This window comes from Neorhizobium turbinariae, assembly GCF_023223505.1.
GTDB classification, from domain to species: Bacteria; Pseudomonadota; Alphaproteobacteria; order Rhizobiales; family Rhizobiaceae; genus Neorhizobium; species Neorhizobium turbinariae.
On the sequence record NZ_JALPRY010000006.1, the window covers coordinates 1 to 17,335 of the forward strand.

Annotated in this window: 17 protein-coding genes; 5 read left to right on the plus strand and 12 right to left on the minus strand. The window is 60.1% G+C overall.

Features of this window, described 5'->3' with window-relative positions; genetic code table 11:
- Positions 1-281 precede the first annotated feature (281 nt).
- Both M0654_RS04420 and M0654_RS04425 read right to left on the minus strand, forming a co-directional pair.
- The gene (locus M0654_RS04420) at positions 282-800 is read right to left on the minus strand and encodes a cupin domain-containing protein (RefSeq protein ID WP_248682007.1); all 519 of its coding nucleotides are present in this window, start codon (positions 798-800) and stop codon (positions 282-284) included.
- A gap of 169 nt (positions 801-969) precedes the next feature.
- Positions 970-2,700, minus strand: coding sequence for a catalase (locus M0654_RS04425; RefSeq protein WP_282571529.1), 1,731 nt, complete (start codon positions 2,698-2,700; stop codon positions 970-972).
- 217 nt (positions 2,701-2,917) lie between these two features.
- Here M0654_RS04425 and M0654_RS04430 point away from each other — a divergent pair, with 217 nt between their 5' ends.
- Positions 2,918-3,814 carry a DMT family transporter gene (locus M0654_RS04430; protein WP_118852130.1) on the plus strand — a complete coding sequence of 299 codons (897 nt, stop codon included), beginning with the start codon at positions 2,918-2,920 and terminating at the stop codon, positions 3,812-3,814.
- 64 nt (positions 3,815-3,878) lie between these two features.
- Here the strand turns inward: M0654_RS04430 and bdcA are convergent, their stop codons facing one another.
- Positions 3,879-4,592: an SDR family oxidoreductase gene (gene bdcA, locus M0654_RS04435; RefSeq protein WP_118852131.1), complete on the minus strand. Its 714-nt coding sequence runs from the start codon at positions 4,590-4,592 to the stop codon at positions 3,879-3,881.
- A gap of 75 nt (positions 4,593-4,667) precedes the next feature.
- Between bdcA and M0654_RS04440 the strand changes: the two genes are divergently transcribed.
- From M0654_RS04440 to M0654_RS04450, 3 genes are all read left to right on the plus strand, one after another.
- On the plus strand, positions 4,668-5,261 hold the full coding sequence (locus tag M0654_RS04440) for a TetR/AcrR family transcriptional regulator (RefSeq protein WP_248682008.1): 594 nt from the start codon (positions 4,668-4,670) through the stop codon (positions 5,259-5,261).
- Positions 5,262-5,502: 241 nt separating this feature from the next.
- Positions 5,503-6,390, plus strand: a complete 888-nt coding sequence (locus tag M0654_RS04445) for a BKACE family enzyme (protein ID WP_248682009.1) — start codon at positions 5,503-5,505, stop codon at positions 6,388-6,390.
- A gap of 45 nt (positions 6,391-6,435) precedes the next feature.
- Positions 6,436-7,350, plus strand: a complete 915-nt coding sequence (locus M0654_RS04450; RefSeq protein ID WP_248682010.1) for a hypothetical protein — start codon at positions 6,436-6,438, stop codon at positions 7,348-7,350.
- Positions 7,351-7,427: 77 nt separating this feature from the next.
- Here M0654_RS04450 and M0654_RS04455 read toward each other — a convergent pair whose 3' ends face one another.
- The 9 genes from M0654_RS04455 to M0654_RS04495 all read right to left on the minus strand — a co-directional run bounded on the left by M0654_RS04455 (position 7,428) and on the right by M0654_RS04495 (position 16,404).
- Complete coding sequence (locus M0654_RS04455; RefSeq protein ID WP_248682011.1) at positions 7,428-8,405, minus strand: Bug family tripartite tricarboxylate transporter substrate binding protein; 978 nt, start codon at positions 8,403-8,405, stop codon at positions 7,428-7,430.
- 113 nt (positions 8,406-8,518) lie between these two features.
- Positions 8,519-9,142 carry a nuclear transport factor 2 family protein gene (locus M0654_RS04460; protein WP_248682012.1) on the minus strand — a complete coding sequence of 208 codons (624 nt, stop codon included), beginning with the start codon at positions 9,140-9,142 and terminating at the stop codon, positions 8,519-8,521.
- 56 nt (positions 9,143-9,198) lie between these two features.
- Positions 9,199-10,704 (minus strand): tripartite tricarboxylate transporter permease, encoded by a 1,506-nt coding sequence (locus tag M0654_RS04465; protein ID WP_248682013.1) that lies wholly within the window; start codon positions 10,702-10,704, stop codon positions 9,199-9,201.
- Positions 10,705-10,722: 18 nt separating this feature from the next.
- Positions 10,723-11,172 (minus strand): tripartite tricarboxylate transporter TctB family protein, encoded by a 450-nt coding sequence (locus M0654_RS04470; RefSeq protein WP_118852138.1) that lies wholly within the window; start codon positions 11,170-11,172, stop codon positions 10,723-10,725.
- 99 nt (positions 11,173-11,271) lie between these two features.
- The gene (locus tag M0654_RS04475; protein ID WP_248682014.1) at positions 11,272-12,696 is read right to left on the minus strand and encodes an aldehyde dehydrogenase family protein; all 1,425 of its coding nucleotides are present in this window, start codon (positions 12,694-12,696) and stop codon (positions 11,272-11,274) included.
- 126 nt (positions 12,697-12,822) lie between these two features.
- Entirely contained in the window at positions 12,823-13,584 is a 762-nt protein-coding gene (locus tag M0654_RS04480; RefSeq protein ID WP_248682015.1) for an SDR family NAD(P)-dependent oxidoreductase, read from the minus strand.
- A 38-nt stretch (positions 13,585-13,622) separates the two neighbouring features.
- Positions 13,623-14,396, minus strand: coding sequence for an HpcH/HpaI aldolase family protein (locus M0654_RS04485; protein WP_248682016.1), 774 nt, complete (start codon positions 14,394-14,396; stop codon positions 13,623-13,625).
- A gap of 7 nt (positions 14,397-14,403) precedes the next feature.
- The gene (locus M0654_RS04490) at positions 14,404-15,435 is read right to left on the minus strand and encodes an NAD(P)H-quinone oxidoreductase (protein WP_248682017.1); all 1,032 of its coding nucleotides are present in this window, start codon (positions 15,433-15,435) and stop codon (positions 14,404-14,406) included.
- Between the two features lie 21 nt (positions 15,436-15,456).
- The gene (locus tag M0654_RS04495; RefSeq protein ID WP_248682018.1) at positions 15,457-16,404 is read right to left on the minus strand and encodes a DUF6282 family protein; all 948 of its coding nucleotides are present in this window, start codon (positions 16,402-16,404) and stop codon (positions 15,457-15,459) included.
- Between the two features lie 116 nt (positions 16,405-16,520).
- On the opposite strand from M0654_RS04495, the gene M0654_RS04500 reads away from it, so the two are divergent.
- Positions 16,521-17,333 (plus strand): helix-turn-helix domain-containing protein, encoded by an 813-nt coding sequence (locus tag M0654_RS04500; protein ID WP_118852143.1) that lies wholly within the window; start codon positions 16,521-16,523, stop codon positions 17,331-17,333.
- The last annotated feature ends 2 nt before the right edge of the window (positions 17,334-17,335 follow it).

A 17,335-nucleotide genomic window follows, 5' to 3' on the forward strand; every position in this document is an offset into this window, starting at 1 on the left:
TCATCAACCCCAGAGCCAAACCGTAAACCCGGCCCCATCAGCATTCCAGCCAACTTCTCAGAGATTTTCAAGAACGAAGAACTTCGTCGCTAGCAGCGCCGCCGCCCTCGTCAGTGAGGCGGTTTATAGATCCACGCCTTTGGAGCGTCAACAGAAAAAATCGGGACCTCATCAAAAAGGATTCAAATCATTGTTCTTGTTGATGCTTTTCCGCCAACATGCTTCCCGGAGCCATTTCGCGACGCTCCGAGGCCGCCAATGCACCGGCGACAGAGCGACCGTCAGGGATGTTTATGGATCGGGTCCACCCAATAGACCGTTTCCGGTTTCTCGACGGGGTCCACATTGTCGATATTGACAACGACAGCCTCGTTGTCAGAGCGCACCAGAACGCACTGCAGCGGTTCATCGGGATCTGCATTAATCTCCTGATGCGGAACATAAGGCGGCACGAAGATGAAGTCGCCCGGACCTGCCTCGGCAACATATTCGAGTTTGTTGCCCCAGCGCATCCGGGCCTTGCCACTCACGACATAGATCACACTTTCCAACTCACCGTGGTGATGCACGCCCGTCTTTGCATCGGGATGAATGGTCACAGTGCCGGCCCAGATCTTCTGCGCACCCACACGCGCATGGTTGATGGCGGCCTGGCGAAACATACCCGGCGTCTGCGCCGTGTTACTGTCGAGGGAATCCCCCTTGATGACGCGCACACCATTGTGCTTCCAATCGGGTTCGCCGGAATGTTCGTGGTGATGACCATCGGCACCATGATGGTCTTGGTCTGAACGGCTCATGCGATTTCCTCCCAAGCATTCGTTTGCCACTGGCCAGCAATGTGAGCAGCGCGGCATCGCTCCATCCTGATCCAGATGGGCGGCCGGGGCAACCTTCAGAAGAGAATGGCGCGGCCGCGCGCCATTCCTCCGTCAACCGCTACTTTGTGGTCTTGGCAGGTTCAGCCTGTCACTCCGCCGCCTGGCTCTGGGCCATGCCTTTGTTGGGCAACTTGCCCGTCAGGACCTCCTCAGCCGAGGCCTTGTAGTTCTTCACCGAGCTCGTCCATTGGCCCCAGACCGTCGGATCGATCGTGTCGCCATTGTTGCCAAGGTTCTGGAGGCGACGCTGGTCTTCGTCGGTCAGCACCTGCTTCGGCAACGGGCCGAGCTTCCTCACTTCGTCAGCCGTTATTCCCAGCTTTTCGCCGACACGCCTGCCGTAGTCGTCATGAATGAGGAAGAAGTGCCAGACCATACGCTCCTGCACATCCCGCTCACATTGACCAAGGAGGTCACCCATGTTGAAGACGAGATCATCGCGCTCCCAATCCATCATGGTGCAATACCGGCCGCGTGCCTGGATGTAGTCGTTGCGGCGCTCGATGACGCTGCGTGTCAGGCGTCCGTGGATCTCCGGCGGGTTGTTCGGCTGTTCGGCGGCGCTTTCCTGCAACCCGTTGTGGATCGACGGCTCAAAGTTCACATGCGGATTCTGCCCCGGGGCCATCTCGCGCCGGTAGCTCATCTGTCCACCGGACAGATTGGTTGCGACTGTCGCATTCTTCGCCTGGTTAACCGGCAGTTGCAGGTAGTTGGTGCCGACGCGGTAACGCTGGGTGTCCGAGTAGGAGAAGGTGCGGCCGACAAGCATTTTGTCGTCGGAGAAGTCGAGACCGTCGACCAACACGCCGGTACCCATGGCGATCTGCTCATTTTCGTTGAAGAAGTCCTCGACGTTGCGGTTCAGCGTCATGGTGCCGATATGGCGCAGCGGAAAATCCTTTTCCGGCCAGATCTTGGTGTCGTCCAGAGGATCCCATTCGAGTTCCGGATGGTCGTGGTCTTCCATGATCTGCACATACATATCCCACTGCGGATACTCGCCGCGCTCGATCGAGGTAAAAAGGTCCTTCGATGCCGACCCGAAATCCTGCCCCTGAACCTTGGCCGCCTCCTCCGCAGTGAGGCTGGCGATGCCGCAGCGCGGGTGGAAATGGTACTTCACGAGCACCGTGTCGCCCTGTGCATTCACCATCTTGTAGGTGTTGACTCCAAAACCTTCCATGTGACGGTAACTCGCCGGAATGCCGCGCGGCGAGAACAGGTGGGTCAGCATATGCATGGATTCCGGGGTCTGCGACATGAAGTCGAAGATGCGGTTCGGCTCCTGCCGGAAGGTCACCGGGTCAGGCTTCAGGGAATGAATGACATCCGGGAACTTGATGGCATCACGGATAAAGAAGATCGCCAGGTTGTTGCCGACCAAGTCCCAATTTCCGTCTTGGGTATAAAACTTGACGGCAAAACCGCGGGGATCGCGAGCGACTTCAGAGGAGTCGCGACCGCCGATCACGGTCGAGAACCGAATTGCGAGCGGCGTCCTTTTGCCCGCCTGCTGGAACAGCTTGGCGCGAGTATACCTAGAGGCCGGCTCGTCGCCGATCTTGCCGGTCGCCTCGAACTCACCGTAACAGACGAAACCGCGCGCATGCACGACGCGCTCGGGAATGCGTTCGCGGTCGAAGTGGGTGATCTTTTCGAGGAACTGGTAGTTCTCCAACGTAGCCGGGCCGCGGGAACCCACGGTGCGCTGCGACTGGTTGTTGGTGATCGGGTGGCCCTGTCGGTTGGTCAGGATGCGGTCGCTGGTGCTTTCATGCATACCATTGCCGCCATGTGACATGTTCTTGTCGTCCATCGTCTTCCGTCCTCTGTGTGTTCCGGATATGAGGCGCGGTGCGTGCGCGCAAACTACCCCGGCAGTGAACTTTTCGCGGCCTAATAGGTTCCCTCTTCTGTCGTCTGGCGATCATGTGGGGTCCGACGAAGAAGAGCACATTGCCCTGGCCACTGGTCATGGCCATGTACGCATCCCGCCCATGTATGACCGCTTCGACCGTCACTCCAGAGATCGTATGACCGATACCATTGCCGTTTCCACCGCTGCCCGTCGCCATCCTCTTCTCTGGCCGCTGCTCGCTACGCTCATGATCATCGGATGGAGCTCCGGCTTCGTCGGGATCCGGTACGCCAACCAGCAAACGAGCGTTATGCTGCTGCTTTTCTGGCGAACCTTGATCTCGGGCCTGATCCTGCTCCCGTTCGCATTGACGATCGGGCCAAGGATTTCACTGCGGGCAATCCGCGACCAGGCACTGTTCGGCGTCATGGCCGTCTTCATCTATCTCGGCGGGTTCGCACTTGCGATCGAGCAACGGGTGCCGACAGGGCTTGTGGCGCTGATCGCAGACCTTCTGCCACTCGCAATCGTGGCGCTTTCGCAACCGGTGCTGGGCGAGACGCTTTCTGCGAAACAGTGGCTGGGCACATTGATCGCCGTGATCGGCGTCCTGATCGTGTCGTTCGACAGCCTCGCGGTCGGTACCGCTCCGCTTTGGGCTTACGGGTTGACCGTCGTGTCGATGCTGGTTTTCGCCGTGGCTTCGGTTCTGCACAGGAAGCGTCGGGCGACGAGCATGCCGGTGCACCAAGGCTTGTGCATCCATTCGCTGACCGGGTCCGTTCTGTTTGGAATATGTGCGTGGACGCAAGGAACGCTCGCGCCACCGATGACGCGCGAGTTCCTGATCGGCATGATGTGGCTGGTACTGATCGCGACCTTCCTTGCCTATGCCGTTTATTACACGAGCCTGCGGCTGTTCCCGGTGGCGAAGGTCAGTGCCGCGATTTACCTGAGTCCGCCGGTGACAATGCTGTGGGCCTGGATGCTGTTTTCCGAGCCGCTGACGGTGGCGATGTTCGTAGGGCTTGGTGTGACACTGGTCGGCGTCTGGATGACGTCACGCAACTGATCCCGAAGGGCTTGTGTGCGCATTAAAGTGCGAGAGGAGCACAGGACTCCCCTCACCGTTTGGGCTAGGCGCCGAACGCACCATCGATCGTATGCATCGCGCCGGTGACGAAGCCTGCTTCGGGTCCGGCAAGCCAGGCCACCATTCCGGCCACTTCTTCCGGGCGACCGTGGCGCTTGATTGCCATGAAGCTGTGCATCAGATCCTTCATCGGGCCATTTTCGGGATTGGCATCCGTATCGATCGGGCCGGGCTGCACGACATTGATGGTGATTCCGCGCGGCCCGAAGTCGCGCCCGAGCCCTCGCGCCAAGCCTTGCAGCGCCGACTTGCTGACGGCATAGGACGCCATGCCTGGAACCGGCATCCGGTCACCGTTGACGGAGCCGATGACGATGATACGGCCACCTTCCGGCATCTGCTTCGCAGCTTCAACGGAGGCATGATAGGGCGTTTGGATGTTGATCTGGAAAAGCCGGTCGATCGTATCCGGATCCTGCTCAAGTGCGTCACCGAAGATGGCGATCCCCGAATTGACGACGAGGATGTCGAGCGGTCCAACCTCACGTACAAGATTGAGCACCGCGTTGCGATCCGCACTATCAGCGCGGACCGCGGTGCTGCCCGTGTCACGTGCCAGCTGTTCTGCAGCTTCCTGCGATGCGCCGTAGGTGAAGGTTACCTTTGCGCCCTCGGCCGTAAACCTTTTGACAATGGCCGCTCCAATGCCGCGGCTGCCACCGAGCACCAATACCGATTTTCCTTGATAAGATGTCATTGTGCTTTTCCTTGAAAATTAACTTAGCGAACGATACATAAATATCGCCCCATCCATTCGTCAAGGCTTTATGTAATGTCGACTACAAAAAATGTGCGTACGCGTGGCCGCCCCCGCCGTTTCGATCCTGATGAAGCGGTGGCAACGGCAAAGCATCTGTTTCATGCGCGCGGATTTGATGCTCTGGGTGTTGCTGAAATCACGTCGGCTCTCGGGATCAACCCACCGAGCTTCTATGCCGCATTCGGCAGCAAGATGGGCCTCTATAACCGGGTTCTGGACCGGTATGCTCAGACGGATGCCATTCCGCTTGCCGAGATCATGCGGCCGGACCGCCCCGTGGCCGACGTGCTTACAGCCGTTCTCGAAGACGCTGCCCGCCGTTATGCGGCTGACCCGGTAGCGACCGGATGCTTGGTCATCGAAGGCACGCGTTGCGATGACGAGGAGGCACGGGCAGCAGCCTGCGCTTTCCACGATGCTGCCGGTGAAATGATCCGCGCCTATGTCGCCGAACGATACCCTGACGATGCCCAACGCATTGCAGACTTTGTATGCTCAACGACGGCTGGTCTGTCAGCCATGGCGCGCAACGGGCTTGACCTAGAGAGGCTCCTGGTTGTGGCACGACTTGCTGGAAAAACGCTGGCGCAAGAGCTCCCGTCGTAGACGTAGCAGACAGCAATCACAACACGGGCGGGTTCGTGCGGTGATTGAAGCCTGCAGGACCACCGCCGATGTCGTGGAGCAGGATGTCTCCCTGTTGCCGCAAGAGGGCTGCAAGCTCCTGTCAGGAGCCGCTGCGGCATTTCTGTCAGTGAAACGCTAGCCAATATCCTTTGCGCCGAGCTGTCGCAGATGCGAGCCAGAGACGGACAATGACAGCCGTCTTGGAAGCATGGAGACAGATTTGGCTAACCCGACGATCATCAGCTGCGCCGTGACCGGCAATATCACCAGCGTCGATTCAACGCCTTATCTGCCGATCACCCCGGAGCAGATTGCCAGTTCCTGCCTTGAGGCTGTGCGCGCCGGTGCAGCCATTGTTCACATCCACGTTCGGCATCCGGATGGCCGGCCAAGCATGGAATTGAAGCACTATCGCGAGGTGATGGATCGTCTGAGGGCGGCCGATGAGGATGTCATCATCAATCTCACCACCGGCCCCGGAGGTCGTTTTGTGCCGGGCGAGCACGAGCCGAGCGTTGCTGGGCCTGGTACTACCTTGTTGCCACCTGAGCGACGCGTCGAGCATATTGCAGCACTTCGTCCGGAAATCTGCAGCCTCGACTTCAACACGATGTATTCCGGCACCTCAGTGGTCATCAACACGCCCCGCAATCTCGGGATCATGGCCGACATCATCCGCGAAGCAGGCGTCCTACCGGAACTTGAAGTCTTCGATACCGGCGATATCCAGCTTGCAAACCAGTTCATCCATGAGGGCCGTCTCGACGCTCCGGCTCTTTTCCAGATCGTGCTCGGTGTACGATATGGCGCGATCGCGACGCCTGAAACCCTCGCCTACATGAAGTCCCTGCTGCCGGCCGGATCACATTGGGCAGCCTTCGGCATCGGCCGGTGGGAGTTCCCAATGCTGGCGCAGGCCTGGCTTCTGGGCGGGCATGTGCGCGTGGGGCTGGAGGATAACATCTACCTGGAAAAAGGCGTGCTTGCCAAAAGCAATGCCGAGCTTGTCCAGAAGGCCGCGCGGATCATCCGGGAGCTCGGCGGCACAATCGCTACGCCTGGGCAAGCGCGCGAAATCCTGAAGCTGAAGAAGCAGTTGCCTCAGTGAGCGCGGCGCTGCCGGCTGCAATTCCAAACTGAAGGGGAGGATCCTATGTACGACCAGAGTGACCCGAGAGCCAGCCTGGCGCAGCCAGCTGCGCCAAAGCAGTCATCCCACGTCCACGAAAGCTATTTCGGCTCGCAGCTCAGCCTTTATTACGGGACTGAGCCACAGGTCTCAGACGAGAACGGCAAGACATGGATCAGCCGCGGCCAGAACTTCGTGATCGTCTATAGCGAGGCACAGCAGGGCGGCGTTTTCTCCCGCAGTGCCCAATCGGATGAATATGCTCTCATCATTCCCGACGTTGATACCCAGGTCGCGATCACCACGAAGGATGGCACCACGATCGTCCCCGGCTACTCCGTCGCGTTTATCCCGCCCGGTGACACCAGCATCCGCATGCTGACCGACGGCAACATCGTCAGGCTGTTCACACCGAAGTCCGAGGACTTGGCGAGTGCGGCCTCAAATGCGGACGCATTCGCGGAACCGCATCCCAATGTGCCACCGTTTGAGCCGTGGCCGGAGCCGCCAGGCGGATTGAGGCTCAAGTGGTACACGCTGGATGTGCCTGACGATCCATCACGGTTTGGCAGAATCTATCGCTGCACGACCTTCATGATCAACTACCTGACGCCGCGCGTCGGACCGCGCGCACGTGACAAGGTCTCGCCGCATCATCATGACGATTTCGAGCAGTGTTCGCTGGCTCTCAGCGGCGCCTTCACGCACCACCTGCGTTGGCCGTGGACGACGAACATGCACATCTGGCGGGAGGACGAACACCTTTATTGCGGGTCACCTTCGGTCTGCGTGATCCCGCCGCCGTCGATCCATACAACCACGGCTGAATCGGCCGGCGTGAACCAGCTTGTCGACATCTTCGCGCCGCCGCGCATGGATTTCTCATCAAAGCCGGGTTGGGTTCTCAACGAGGGTGACTACCCGATGCCGAAGATCTAGGGCTGCAGATCACGTGCACATGAAAAAGCCCCCGGTCACCTGGGGGCTTTTGCCATTCAAGTTGAAGGCTGCTCTACTCAGGTCGGCTGGACGAGGCCCGCTTCAACGAGGGGACGGATGGACTCGATTTCCTGCTGGATGCTCGCCCGCATCTCATCCGGCGTATTGGCAACCGGCGACAAACCGAGCGACTTCAACTTCTCCTTCGTCGCCGGCATGTCGGTCCACTCCTTAATGGCTCCGTGGATCGCCTCGACGATCTCCGCCGGCATGTCCTTCGGGCCGACCGCGCCGAACCATAGCGTCTGGTTGTAGTCCTTGAACCCCTGCTCCGCGACGGTCGGGACATCAGGCATTTCGCTTGCACGCGTGAGCGAGGTCACGGCGAGACCGCGGATCTTTGCGTCGCGCACATGCGGCAAATAATTCGACGGCGCGTCGAGCGCGTAGTGGATATGGCCGCCCAGCAGATCCGTGAGCAGCGGTGGCGAACCCTTGTAGGGAATGTGGTTGATTTCGACGCCCGCCATCTGGCCGATGATCGCGGCCGCGATGTGGCCCTTCGTGCCTGCGCCGGGGTTGCCGATATTTACCTTGCCCGGATTTTCCTTGGCATAGGCAATGAGTTCCGGAAGCGACTGGGCCGGCGCATTGGCGCTTGCCGTCATCAGGGCGGGACTCTCCGCGACGATGGTGATTGGCGTGAAATCCACCTGGGGATCGTAGGCGAGGTTCTTCTGGACAACCTTGTTTGCAGCAATCGGCGCGCTGCCACTCACCATGATGGTGTAGCCATCGGGCGCGGCGCGCGCCAGCCGACCGCCTGCCAGTGCTCCGGCCGCGCCAGCATGGTTCTCGACGACGAACTGCTGGCCGAACTTTGCGGACAGCACATCCGCCACCAGCCGCGTGATGATGTCGCTTGTGCCACCTGGTGGGTAGGCAGATATCACCACGCCGGATTTACTTGGCCATTTGTCGGCCGCCCAACTTGTGCCGCTGGCTACCAGCAAGGATGCCGTGCCGCCAAGCACCATGAACTCGCGTCTCTTCATGTCTTCCTCCCACTCATGATCGAGCCTGGATCTGACGTTACGGCACCGCACCCAGTTACAAAACAAGGCGCTGCTGACGTTTCGTCCGATGGAACGTCACGGCCGTATGCTTTTCACTCGGCACCTGCCAACCAGCGTTCCTCATCGGCGTGAAAGGCGGCAAGTTCATCCGGACGATCGTCACCCAGAAGATCAGGGTTCACCTTCACCCCGCGAACACTCTGGATATAGGTAAGGAACTTGTAGGACGGCCGCATTGCCGAAAGCCTCTCCCAATCGATCGGAAGCGTTTCGGACGGGTTCACCAGTTTCATGACGTCCCGCTCGAAGAAGACATGGAAGGACAGGAGCTTCCAAACGCCCTCCTCCCTTACCGCGCGGGAAAAGAAGCGGCAGAAGACATGGAAGTCCACCTCAACGTCCCCTAGCTTGGCGCGGTTGAAGATCATCGCGGGGCTTTCCACCGTCGCCCGGCCTCGCATGACCTGGGCAAAGGCCGGAAACACCCAGTGTTTGCTGTTACCGGTGTTGCCCATCCATTTGCGCGTCGCCTCCACATATGCATCCCCGCCATGGCCGTCATACCAACTGGTTCGCACATAGGCATCACGATGGAAACACTGCGCCATCACGTCGAAGCGGCGCTGATCACGTGCGAAACGCTCGCGGCGCACGAGGTCGAAAAGCTCTTCCCGGTCGAGATGTTCCCGCAGGCGAGCGTCGAGTTCCTGTGCCATGTTTCCTCCTGATCTATTGGCTGTTGATGGTGCGAATTGCAGGAAGCAGACGGTTCTCAATCCGCTTCCTGCAGCCCTTCCTCGCGCACCTTGCGGAAACGGGGCGATATGATCGACAGAAGCAGCAGTGCTGCCACGATCAACGTCATGAGGCTGAGCGGGCTTGTGAAGAACACGCTGGCGTCACCATGCGAGATCAAAAGTGCCCGCCGCAGGTATTCCTCCGCCATCGGTCCGAGGATCATCGCCAGGATGAGCGGCGCAGGTTCGGCACCAACCTTGCGGAAAAAATACCCGAGCACACCGAACAGAGCCATCATGTAGACGTCGAAGACGCTGTTGTTGATGCTGTAGACGCCGATCGCCACGAAGACGCAGATCATCGGGAACAGGTAATGATACGGCACCGAGATAAGCTTCGCCCACATGCCGACGAGCGGCAGGTTCAGGAACAGCAGCATCAGGTTGCCAAGCCACATGGAGACCACGAGGCCCCAGAACAGCGACGGCTGCTGTGTCAGTATTTCGGGCCCCGGCTGGACTCCCTGGACAACGAGCGCGCCGATCATCAAGGCCATCGTGGCGGTACCCGGCAGTCCAAGCGTCAGCATGGGGATGAAGCAGGTCTGTGCCGCGGCGTTGTTGGCCGCCTCTGGCGCCGCGACGCCCTCGATTGCACCCTTGCCGAACTCTTCGGGATGTCTCGAAACCTTCTTTTCCAATGCGTAGGCTGAGAATGATGCAAGCAGGACACCCGCTCCCGGCAGAACCCCAAGCAACACCCCAATGCCTGTGCCGCGCAGCACCGGCGCGGTCATGCGTTTCCAGTCCTCGCGGGTGGGAAAAAGGCTGCTGACCTTTGCGACACCGGCCGCGCGGCTACGTTCGTCCTCAAGGTTTGCAAGGACATCGCCCAGACCGAAGATGCCCGTTGCAACCACGACAAAATCCAGGCCATCCAGCAGATGCGGTGTGCCGAAGGTGAAGCGCGCGGCACCGGAGTTAACATCGGTGCCGATCATTCCGAGGAGGACGCCAAATAATGCCATGCCGAAGGCTGTGAGTAATGAGCCGCTCGCAAGCACCATGGAGGTGATGAGGCCAAGCACGATTAGCGAAAAATATTCGGCGGGACCGAATGTGAGCGCAAGGCTCGCGAGCAACGGGGCTGAGACGACGATGAAAAGCGTACCAACCGTGCCGGCAAAGAAGCTCCCCAGGGCCGCTGCCGCCAACGCCCGGCCAGCCTTCCCTTGCTTGGCCATCGCGTGGCCATCCAGCGTCGTCACGACCGACGAAGCCTCGCCCGGTAGGTTCATCAGGATGGCGGTTGTGGATCCGCCATATTGCGAGCCGTAGAAGATGCCGGCAAGCATGATCAGCGCGGTGTCCACCGGCAGCCCGAAGGTGAAGGGCAAGAGCATCGAGATCGTCGCGATCGGCCCCAGTCCAGGCAGGACGCCAACGGCGGTGCCAAGAAGCACCCCGAGGAAGCAATAGACGAAGTTGGTGAACGTCGTAGCGGTCGAGAAGCCCAGCAGAAGTCCGTCAAAAATATCCATTTCGAGAACCACCAAGCCTTATTTGAACAGGGTGCCAAGCACCGGGATCGGCAAGCCAATCAACTGAATGAAAAGCGCCGTACAGAGCGTGGCAAATACGAGGGCGCCGAGCGCCGACTTCCATTCCCGGCGGAACTTGACGCTGGTCGCGGCGCAGAGGACGAGAAGCAGCAGCACTGCTAGGAAGAACCCAAGGGGCTCGATCGCCAGGCCGAAGGCCACTGCAGCGGCCGGTACCATGACCACCGCCTTCCACTTGACGGCTGATAGGAGTTCACCGGGTGACGAGATCGAGCGGACGAGGACGCCAATGCCCGTCAGCACCAAAAGGCCGGATACGCCGACCGGGAAAAAACCCGGACCCATGCGTCCGGCCGTGCCGAGCGGATACTGGATAGAGATCCAGAGCGCGACGATGCCGGTGATGGCGAAGAATAGCCCAAGTATGCTGTCTTGACCGATCTTCATCGGTTGTCCTCCCGAAACTGCAGATCCGTCTCGCCGCGACGGCGAAGGTGATCCGAGATAGTTCGTCCGGCTCCTCCGCCGGGGCCGCCGGCAGCCGCCTTAGGCGGGGTAGCCGAGAATGGCCTTCACCTCGAGATATTCCTCGAAGCCGAACAGGCCGAATTCGCGCCCGTTGCCGGACTGCTTGTAGCCGCCGAAAGGCAGGCTCCGATCGAAACCCGCGCCATTGAGATAAACCCGTCCGGCACGTATGCGGTTGGCGACCTGGCGCGCCCGGTCAGGATCCCTCGACTGCACAAACCCTGCCAAACCGAAAGGCGTATCATTGGCTATCGCGACCGCCTCCTCTTCCGTGTCGTAGTTCAGGATGGACAGGACGGGACCGAAGATCTCTTCGCGGGCAATCGTCATCTCAGGCGTCACATCGCCGAACACCGTCGGACGCACATAATAGCCGAGGTTGAGTTCTGCGGGACGACCCGGACCGCCAGCAACGAGCGTTGCGCCCTCTTTGATCCCAGTTTGAATCAGGTTCTGGACCTTGTCGAACTGCTGCTGGCTGACCAACGGCCCCATCATCGATTTCGGATCCAACGGATCACCGAGCCGAATTGTCTCGACCGCCTTGCGGGCTGCCTCGAAAGCCTGTTCGCGCTTCGAGCGATGAACCAGCATGCGCGTCGGTGATTGGCAATTCTGCCCGGCATTGGTGTAGCAGGCATGCACGCCAGCCTGGACCGACGCCTCAAGATCTGCATCCATGAGGATGATGTTGGCAGACTTTCCGCCAAGCTCCTGCGCCACCCTCTTGACCGTATCGGCTGCCAGCTTGGCAACCCTTACACCTGCGGCTGTCGAACCAGTAAAGGAAACCATGTCGATCTCCGGGTGGCCTGCAATCGCTTCGCCAACCGTCGGTCCGTCGCCATTGACGAGGTTAAAGACGCCAGGCGGAAGCCCCGCATCATCAATGATCTCGGCAAGCAGCATCGAACTCAACGGCGCAATCTCGCTTGGCTTCAGGACCACGGTGCACCCTGCGGCAAGCGCTGGCGCAACTTTCGAGGCAACCTGGTTCAGGGGCCAGTTCCAGGGCGTGATGAAGCCACAAACGCCAATCGGCTCACGGCGCACGATGCCGACGCCCATGCGGTGCTCGAACTCGTAACTCGACAGCACGCGAACCACTTCTTCAAAGTGAAACAGAGCGACGGTCGCCTGTCGTTCGGTGGAGAAGGTAATGGGTGAACCCATTTCCAGCGTCATGAGCCTCGCCAGTTCCGGCAGATGCGCTCGGAACCCGCGGATGATCTTGTCGAGGTACCCCAGCCGCTCATCGACGCTGCTTTCGCTATATGTTGCGAAGGCACGGCGCGCTGCCCTTGCTGCCCGGTCGACATCCTCACGTGTTCCGAGGCTGATGCGCGCGAAGCTTTCCTCGGTCGCGGGATTGGTAACGCCGATCGTTAAAGGCACTGCCGGATCGACCCACTGCCCATCGATGTAAAATTGCAGCTTGTCCATGGTCCGTCCATCAAACATGGTCGCAAAGAATAGAGTGGCTCAAAGCATTGCCGGACAAGAAGCCGCTGGCAACGGCTTGTCGCGGTCGTTTCGCCAGACGACGATGGGCTTGGCGAGCAGCATTGCTCACAGATGCCTGCCTTCATCCACAGGGACGATGAGACCGGTTGAACTGGTCAAATTGACGATACATGCGATCACCGCCCGCGCCACGTCATCCGGCGTTGTCACCCGTTGCAGCGGCAGCTTCTCAGCTGTTCTTTCCAACTGTTCACGCGTGCGGTTTGGCACGAAGTCCGTATCGACGCCCGCCGGAGAAACCGCAAAAACCCGCACTTTCGGCGCCAGCACCTTTGCAAGCGCTATCGTTAGCGAGTCTAGTCCACCCTTGGCTGCGAGGTAGGCGAGGCTGCTGCCCATCCCTGTTCGAGCCGCGATGGAGGAGAGGTTCACGATCGCGGCGTTCTCTCCCTGTTCGAGCAGCGGACGGAAGGCACGGATCACTGCGAACGGTCCGCGAAGGTTCAGCGTAACGGTGCGGTCGAAAATCTCGTCGGTGAGCCCATCGAGATCTCCCGCCGGAACCGGCGTTGTAGCCCCGCCGCAATTGATAAGTGCATCAACGCGGCCGAAACGCTCTTTCACGGTAATGGCTGCCTCGGCAATCGAGGCCGGATCATCGAGCGAGATGCGCAGGGCGACATGACCGCTGCCCGCCAAGCCGCGCACCACATCGTTGGCGGAATCAAGCCGGCTGTTGTAGCCTACGATAACCGTTGCCCCGATCTGGGCGAGACGCGCCGCAGTCGCTCGGCCGATCCCACTGCTTCCTCCGGTCACAACGGCAACCTTCGGGACAGGGAGCACGGGGATATCTATCGCAATCAATGTCTTCTCCGATCGTCTCTCGAGCCCCAGGGTCTCCGTCAGTCCGAGAAATCGTTGATGGTTTTCGCCGCAGCCGATCGGATGAAGCCGTGGTCGCTCGACAACAGCATCGCGCTCGCACCGATCTCCTTGACGAACTCCAAATCGTCCTTGCTTGTCGGCAGCATCAGGAGCGGAACACCAGCGTCGCGGGCTGCGGCCGCCACCGTCCTGCTGATCTCGGCGACCTTGCTCGCGGCGTCCGGATCATTGCCGAACGACGCAGTCAGATCGCCTCGGCCGATGAACAGCGCGTCGACGCCATCGACACGCGCAATGTCAGCGGCATGCTCAACCGCGTCCTGGTCCTCGATCATCACGATACAAGCAATATGGCTGTCCTGCGCTGCCATGTGTTGCGTCCCGCCAACACTGCCCCAGGAACTGGCGCGGGTAAGGCCCGCGAACCCACGCTGACCGCCTAGATAGCGGCAGCTTTGAGCAACCGCCTTTGCCTTCTCAACCGAATTGACATGCGGCACCATGATGCCCATCGCCCCGCAATCAAGTGCAGACAGAATCGCCGATGGGCTGAACTCGGGAATGCGGACAAGAGGCGCGATGTTCGAGGCACGCGCCGCAAGTATCATCAGATCGGTGATCCCCCGGTCGAGCGGCGCATGCTCCTGGTCGATCACCACGAAATCGTAACCAAGCGGGCCGAGCATCTCGACCACCTGAGTGGTTGGCAGCTTGAGGAAGGTGCCAAGCATCCGCTCCCGCGCAAAAAGACGGTCTCGGAACCTGGTAAAACTTGGGCGTTCGTTCGTCATCAGTGTCTCACGTCAACTGGAGGGCCGGCAGAGGTTCGGGCACGGTGGCTGCCATGGTCGGATCGACGACCAGCACAACCTTGCCGATCTGCCGGTTGTCATCGAGAATGGCGTGCGCGTCCCTCACCTGATGGAAATCGACGGCTTGGTGGATATACGTCTTGATGCGGCCATCCTCGATCAGCGGCCAGACCTGAGCGACAAGTTCACGCGCGAGCCGACCCTTGTATTCCGCAGGCCGAGGTCGAAGCGTCGAACCCGTGATCGTGAGCCTACGACGGACCAGTGATCTGATATTGACCTCGGCCGTCTCACCATCATGGCTGGCGATGAAGACCAAGCGGCCATCCGGCTTCAGTAGGTCGAGCTGACGCTGCGTTCTCGGACCCGCCTGCCCGTCCAGGACAACGTCGACTCCCAAACCGTGGGTCTGGTCGCGTATCTCGTCGTCCCAGGCGCCTCGGTAATCGAAAGCTGCCGTTGCTCCAACAGAAAGGCAGATCTCGCGCTTCTGCGGCGTGCCTGCGGTTGCGAACACGGTCGCGCGCCGCAGATGCCGGGCGATCTGAATGCCGGCCATTCCGACGCCGCTCGCGCCCCCCTGGATCAGCAGCGTTTCGCCTTCCGCCAGCCGGGCAAGCCAAATCAGGTTGTTCCAGGCGGTGAAGAAGACTTCGGGAAGCGATGCCCCTTCAATGAAGCTGAGGCCGCGTGGGATCGGCATGCATTGCACCGCCGGCGCAAGGCAGAGCTCGGCATACCCACCGCCGTTCACCAGGGCACAGATGGGAGTGCCGACCTGCAAGGTCTCTACGCCCTCTCCGACTTCCTCGACGATGCCTGCGACGTCGAGACCGGGTATGTCGGAGGCACCCGGCGGCGGCGGGTAAAGTCCACGCCGTTGCTGGACATCCGGCCGATTTACGCCCGACGCAATCACCCGTATCAGTACCTCTCCGGGGCCAGGACGACGCCGTTGCCGATCAACGACCTTAAGAACCTCCGGACCGCCCGGCTTTTCGATCTCAATGACTATCACCAGCTCACATCCGCCCCTGTATCACTCGGCCAAGCCTACCAGACGGGCAGGATTGTCAGCCACCATTGTGCGCACTTCTGCTTCGGTAAAGCCGAGCGCAAGGCAGAGCTTGATCGCCTGCCGCATGCCTTCAACCGGTGACGGATTATCCACCTGCCCAAGGTCAGACCCGATCGACGAATGTTCGACGCCGGCCGCCAGGATATGCTCCTTCAGTTCTTGGGGCGTGTAGACGTTGAAGCGGCTGTCGACATACATGCCAGCTGATTGCTCAACGAGTGCCCCCATGTTCGCCAGGTCGCGGATATCGTCATAGGTAAAATGCAGGCCGTACATCGGATGATTGATCAGCAGGCGCTTCACGCCGCGCTTTTTGGCTTCCTCAAACAGCCGCCAGATCTCCCAGACGTGTAGGTGGCCCGACGAAAGGATGGCATCGAATTCCGCGATCGAGTCGAGGATCTGCTTCACCTCGTCAAGGATGTTGCCATAGGCATCGACCGGGCTGAGCAGGGGCGAACTCTTCAGCGCAACGTTCGACGCGAGCCGCACCTTCCGATGGGCGCTCCTAACGTGGTTGGCAGCCTGGGCCGTCGGCATCCAGATGAGCTTTGCGCCCATCTTCAACTGCGCATCGACCACGAACGGGTTGAAACCGCCTGTCGAATTGTTGAGTACAAGGCCGCTATACATAGATACGCCGCGATCACCCAGCACCCGCTCCATCAGCGGGATGAACGGTGCCACCGAATAATGATGGTCCTTGAACAAGAGGCCGCGCATGCCCGCTGCGGCTGCTTCTTCCGCCGCCTGCAGGTGATCGATTTGTCGTGGCATGGTCGACGGGCCTGAATGCACATGGAGATCAAGCGCGCCGCGCAAGATGCTGGCGGCCAATGCTTCATCAACGCCAGCGATCAGCCTGCGCACCTCCTCCCGATTACGTTTGGTATCGTCTGCCGTCGCCATGAATCGTCCTCCCTGTATCTAAGGCAGCCGTAGACCTTGACTTGGTGCGCCGACAACTTATCGTCGGAAGCGTTTCGCGGGCCGAAATGTCCTGCGGGCGTCTGGGAGGAGGACCCATGACCATTCGAGCCATTGAGCGCGCTATGAACGTGCTCCAAGAATTGAACCAGCAACCGATCAACACGATTGCGCAACTTCACGCGCGCACAAAGCTGCCCAAGCCTACCCTCGTGCGAATCTTACGCACGCTCGAAGAAGCGGGTTACGTGGAAAACGACACCCGCCAGGGCGGATATCAGGTGAGCGCGCTCGTCACGTCCCTTAGTTCGGGTTTCCATAAGGGACCGCTGGTAGTCGAGGCCGGAAGAGCTTGGGCGATCGCCATCACCCGCAAGCACAAATGGCCGGTTGCGATTGGCCTGCCGGAATATCATGACATCGTCGTGCGCTTCAGCACGGTGCCGGACAGCCTGGTGTCGCCGTTCCACAGCACGGTGAACAAGCGTCTTTCCATGCTCAGCCGTGGAATGGGGCTCGCTTACCTCGCCTTCCTCGAGCCCGAGGACCGGGATGTGATGATCGACATCCTGCAGAAGTCGGATGATCCCGAGAATGCGCTCAGCCATCACCGCGAGGAGCTCCTGCGCGTACTAAATCACGTGCGTAAGAACGGTTACGCGACGCGCTCTCCAACCGTCGAACCAAGGAACTCGGACACCATTGCGGTTCCGATCATCGCCAAGAATGGGCGGGTACTGGCGAGCCTGGGTCTCACCTACTTCAAATCCGCTTTTGCCTCCGACCAAGAGGCGCGCGAACGTTACGTCCCGATCCTCAAGTCCGCAGCGGTCGCGATCTCCGAAGACCTGAACCGTTTATCGAGCAGCATGGCGATCGAGGAGACCTCGCCCGAACTGGAGATATGCTAGAG

Coding starts and splice junctions, on each gene's coding strand:
- M0654_RS04485 (WP_248682016.1), bottom strand. CDS start 14,396: ATGACGAACGAACGCCCAAGTTTTACCAGGTTCCGAGACCGTCTTTTT.
- M0654_RS04460 (WP_248682012.1), bottom strand. CDS start 9,142: ATGGCACAGGAACTCGACGCTCGCCTGCGGGAACATCTCGACCGGGAA.
- M0654_RS04475 (WP_248682014.1), bottom strand. CDS start 12,696: ATGGACAAGCTGCAATTTTACATCGATGGGCAGTGGGTCGATCCGGCA.
- bdcA (WP_118852131.1), bottom strand. CDS start 4,592: ATGACATCTTATCAAGGAAAATCGGTATTGGTGCTCGGTGGCAGCCGC.
- M0654_RS04470 (WP_118852138.1), bottom strand. CDS start 11,172: ATGAAGATCGGTCAAGACAGCATACTTGGGCTATTCTTCGCCATCACC.
- M0654_RS04455 (WP_248682011.1), bottom strand. CDS start 8,405: ATGAAGAGACGCGAGTTCATGGTGCTTGGCGGCACGGCATCCTTGCTG.
- M0654_RS04495 (WP_248682018.1), bottom strand. CDS start 16,404: ATGGCGACGGCAGACGATACCAAACGTAATCGGGAGGAGGTGCGCAGG.
- M0654_RS04440 (WP_248682008.1), top strand. CDS start 4,668: ATGTCGACTACAAAAAATGTGCGTACGCGTGGCCGCCCCCGCCGTTTC.
- M0654_RS04425 (WP_282571529.1), bottom strand. CDS start 2,700: ATGGACGACAAGAACATGTCACATGGCGGCAATGGTATGCATGAAAGC.
- M0654_RS04500 (WP_118852143.1), top strand. CDS start 16,521: ATGACCATTCGAGCCATTGAGCGCGCTATGAACGTGCTCCAAGAATTG.
- M0654_RS04420 (WP_248682007.1), bottom strand. CDS start 800: ATGAGCCGTTCAGACCAAGACCATCATGGTGCCGATGGTCATCACCAC.
- M0654_RS04465 (WP_248682013.1), bottom strand. CDS start 10,704: ATGGATATTTTTGACGGACTTCTGCTGGGCTTCTCGACCGCTACGACG.
- M0654_RS04430 (WP_118852130.1), top strand. CDS start 2,918: ATGACCGATACCATTGCCGTTTCCACCGCTGCCCGTCGCCATCCTCTT.
- M0654_RS04450 (WP_248682010.1), top strand. CDS start 6,436: ATGTACGACCAGAGTGACCCGAGAGCCAGCCTGGCGCAGCCAGCTGCG.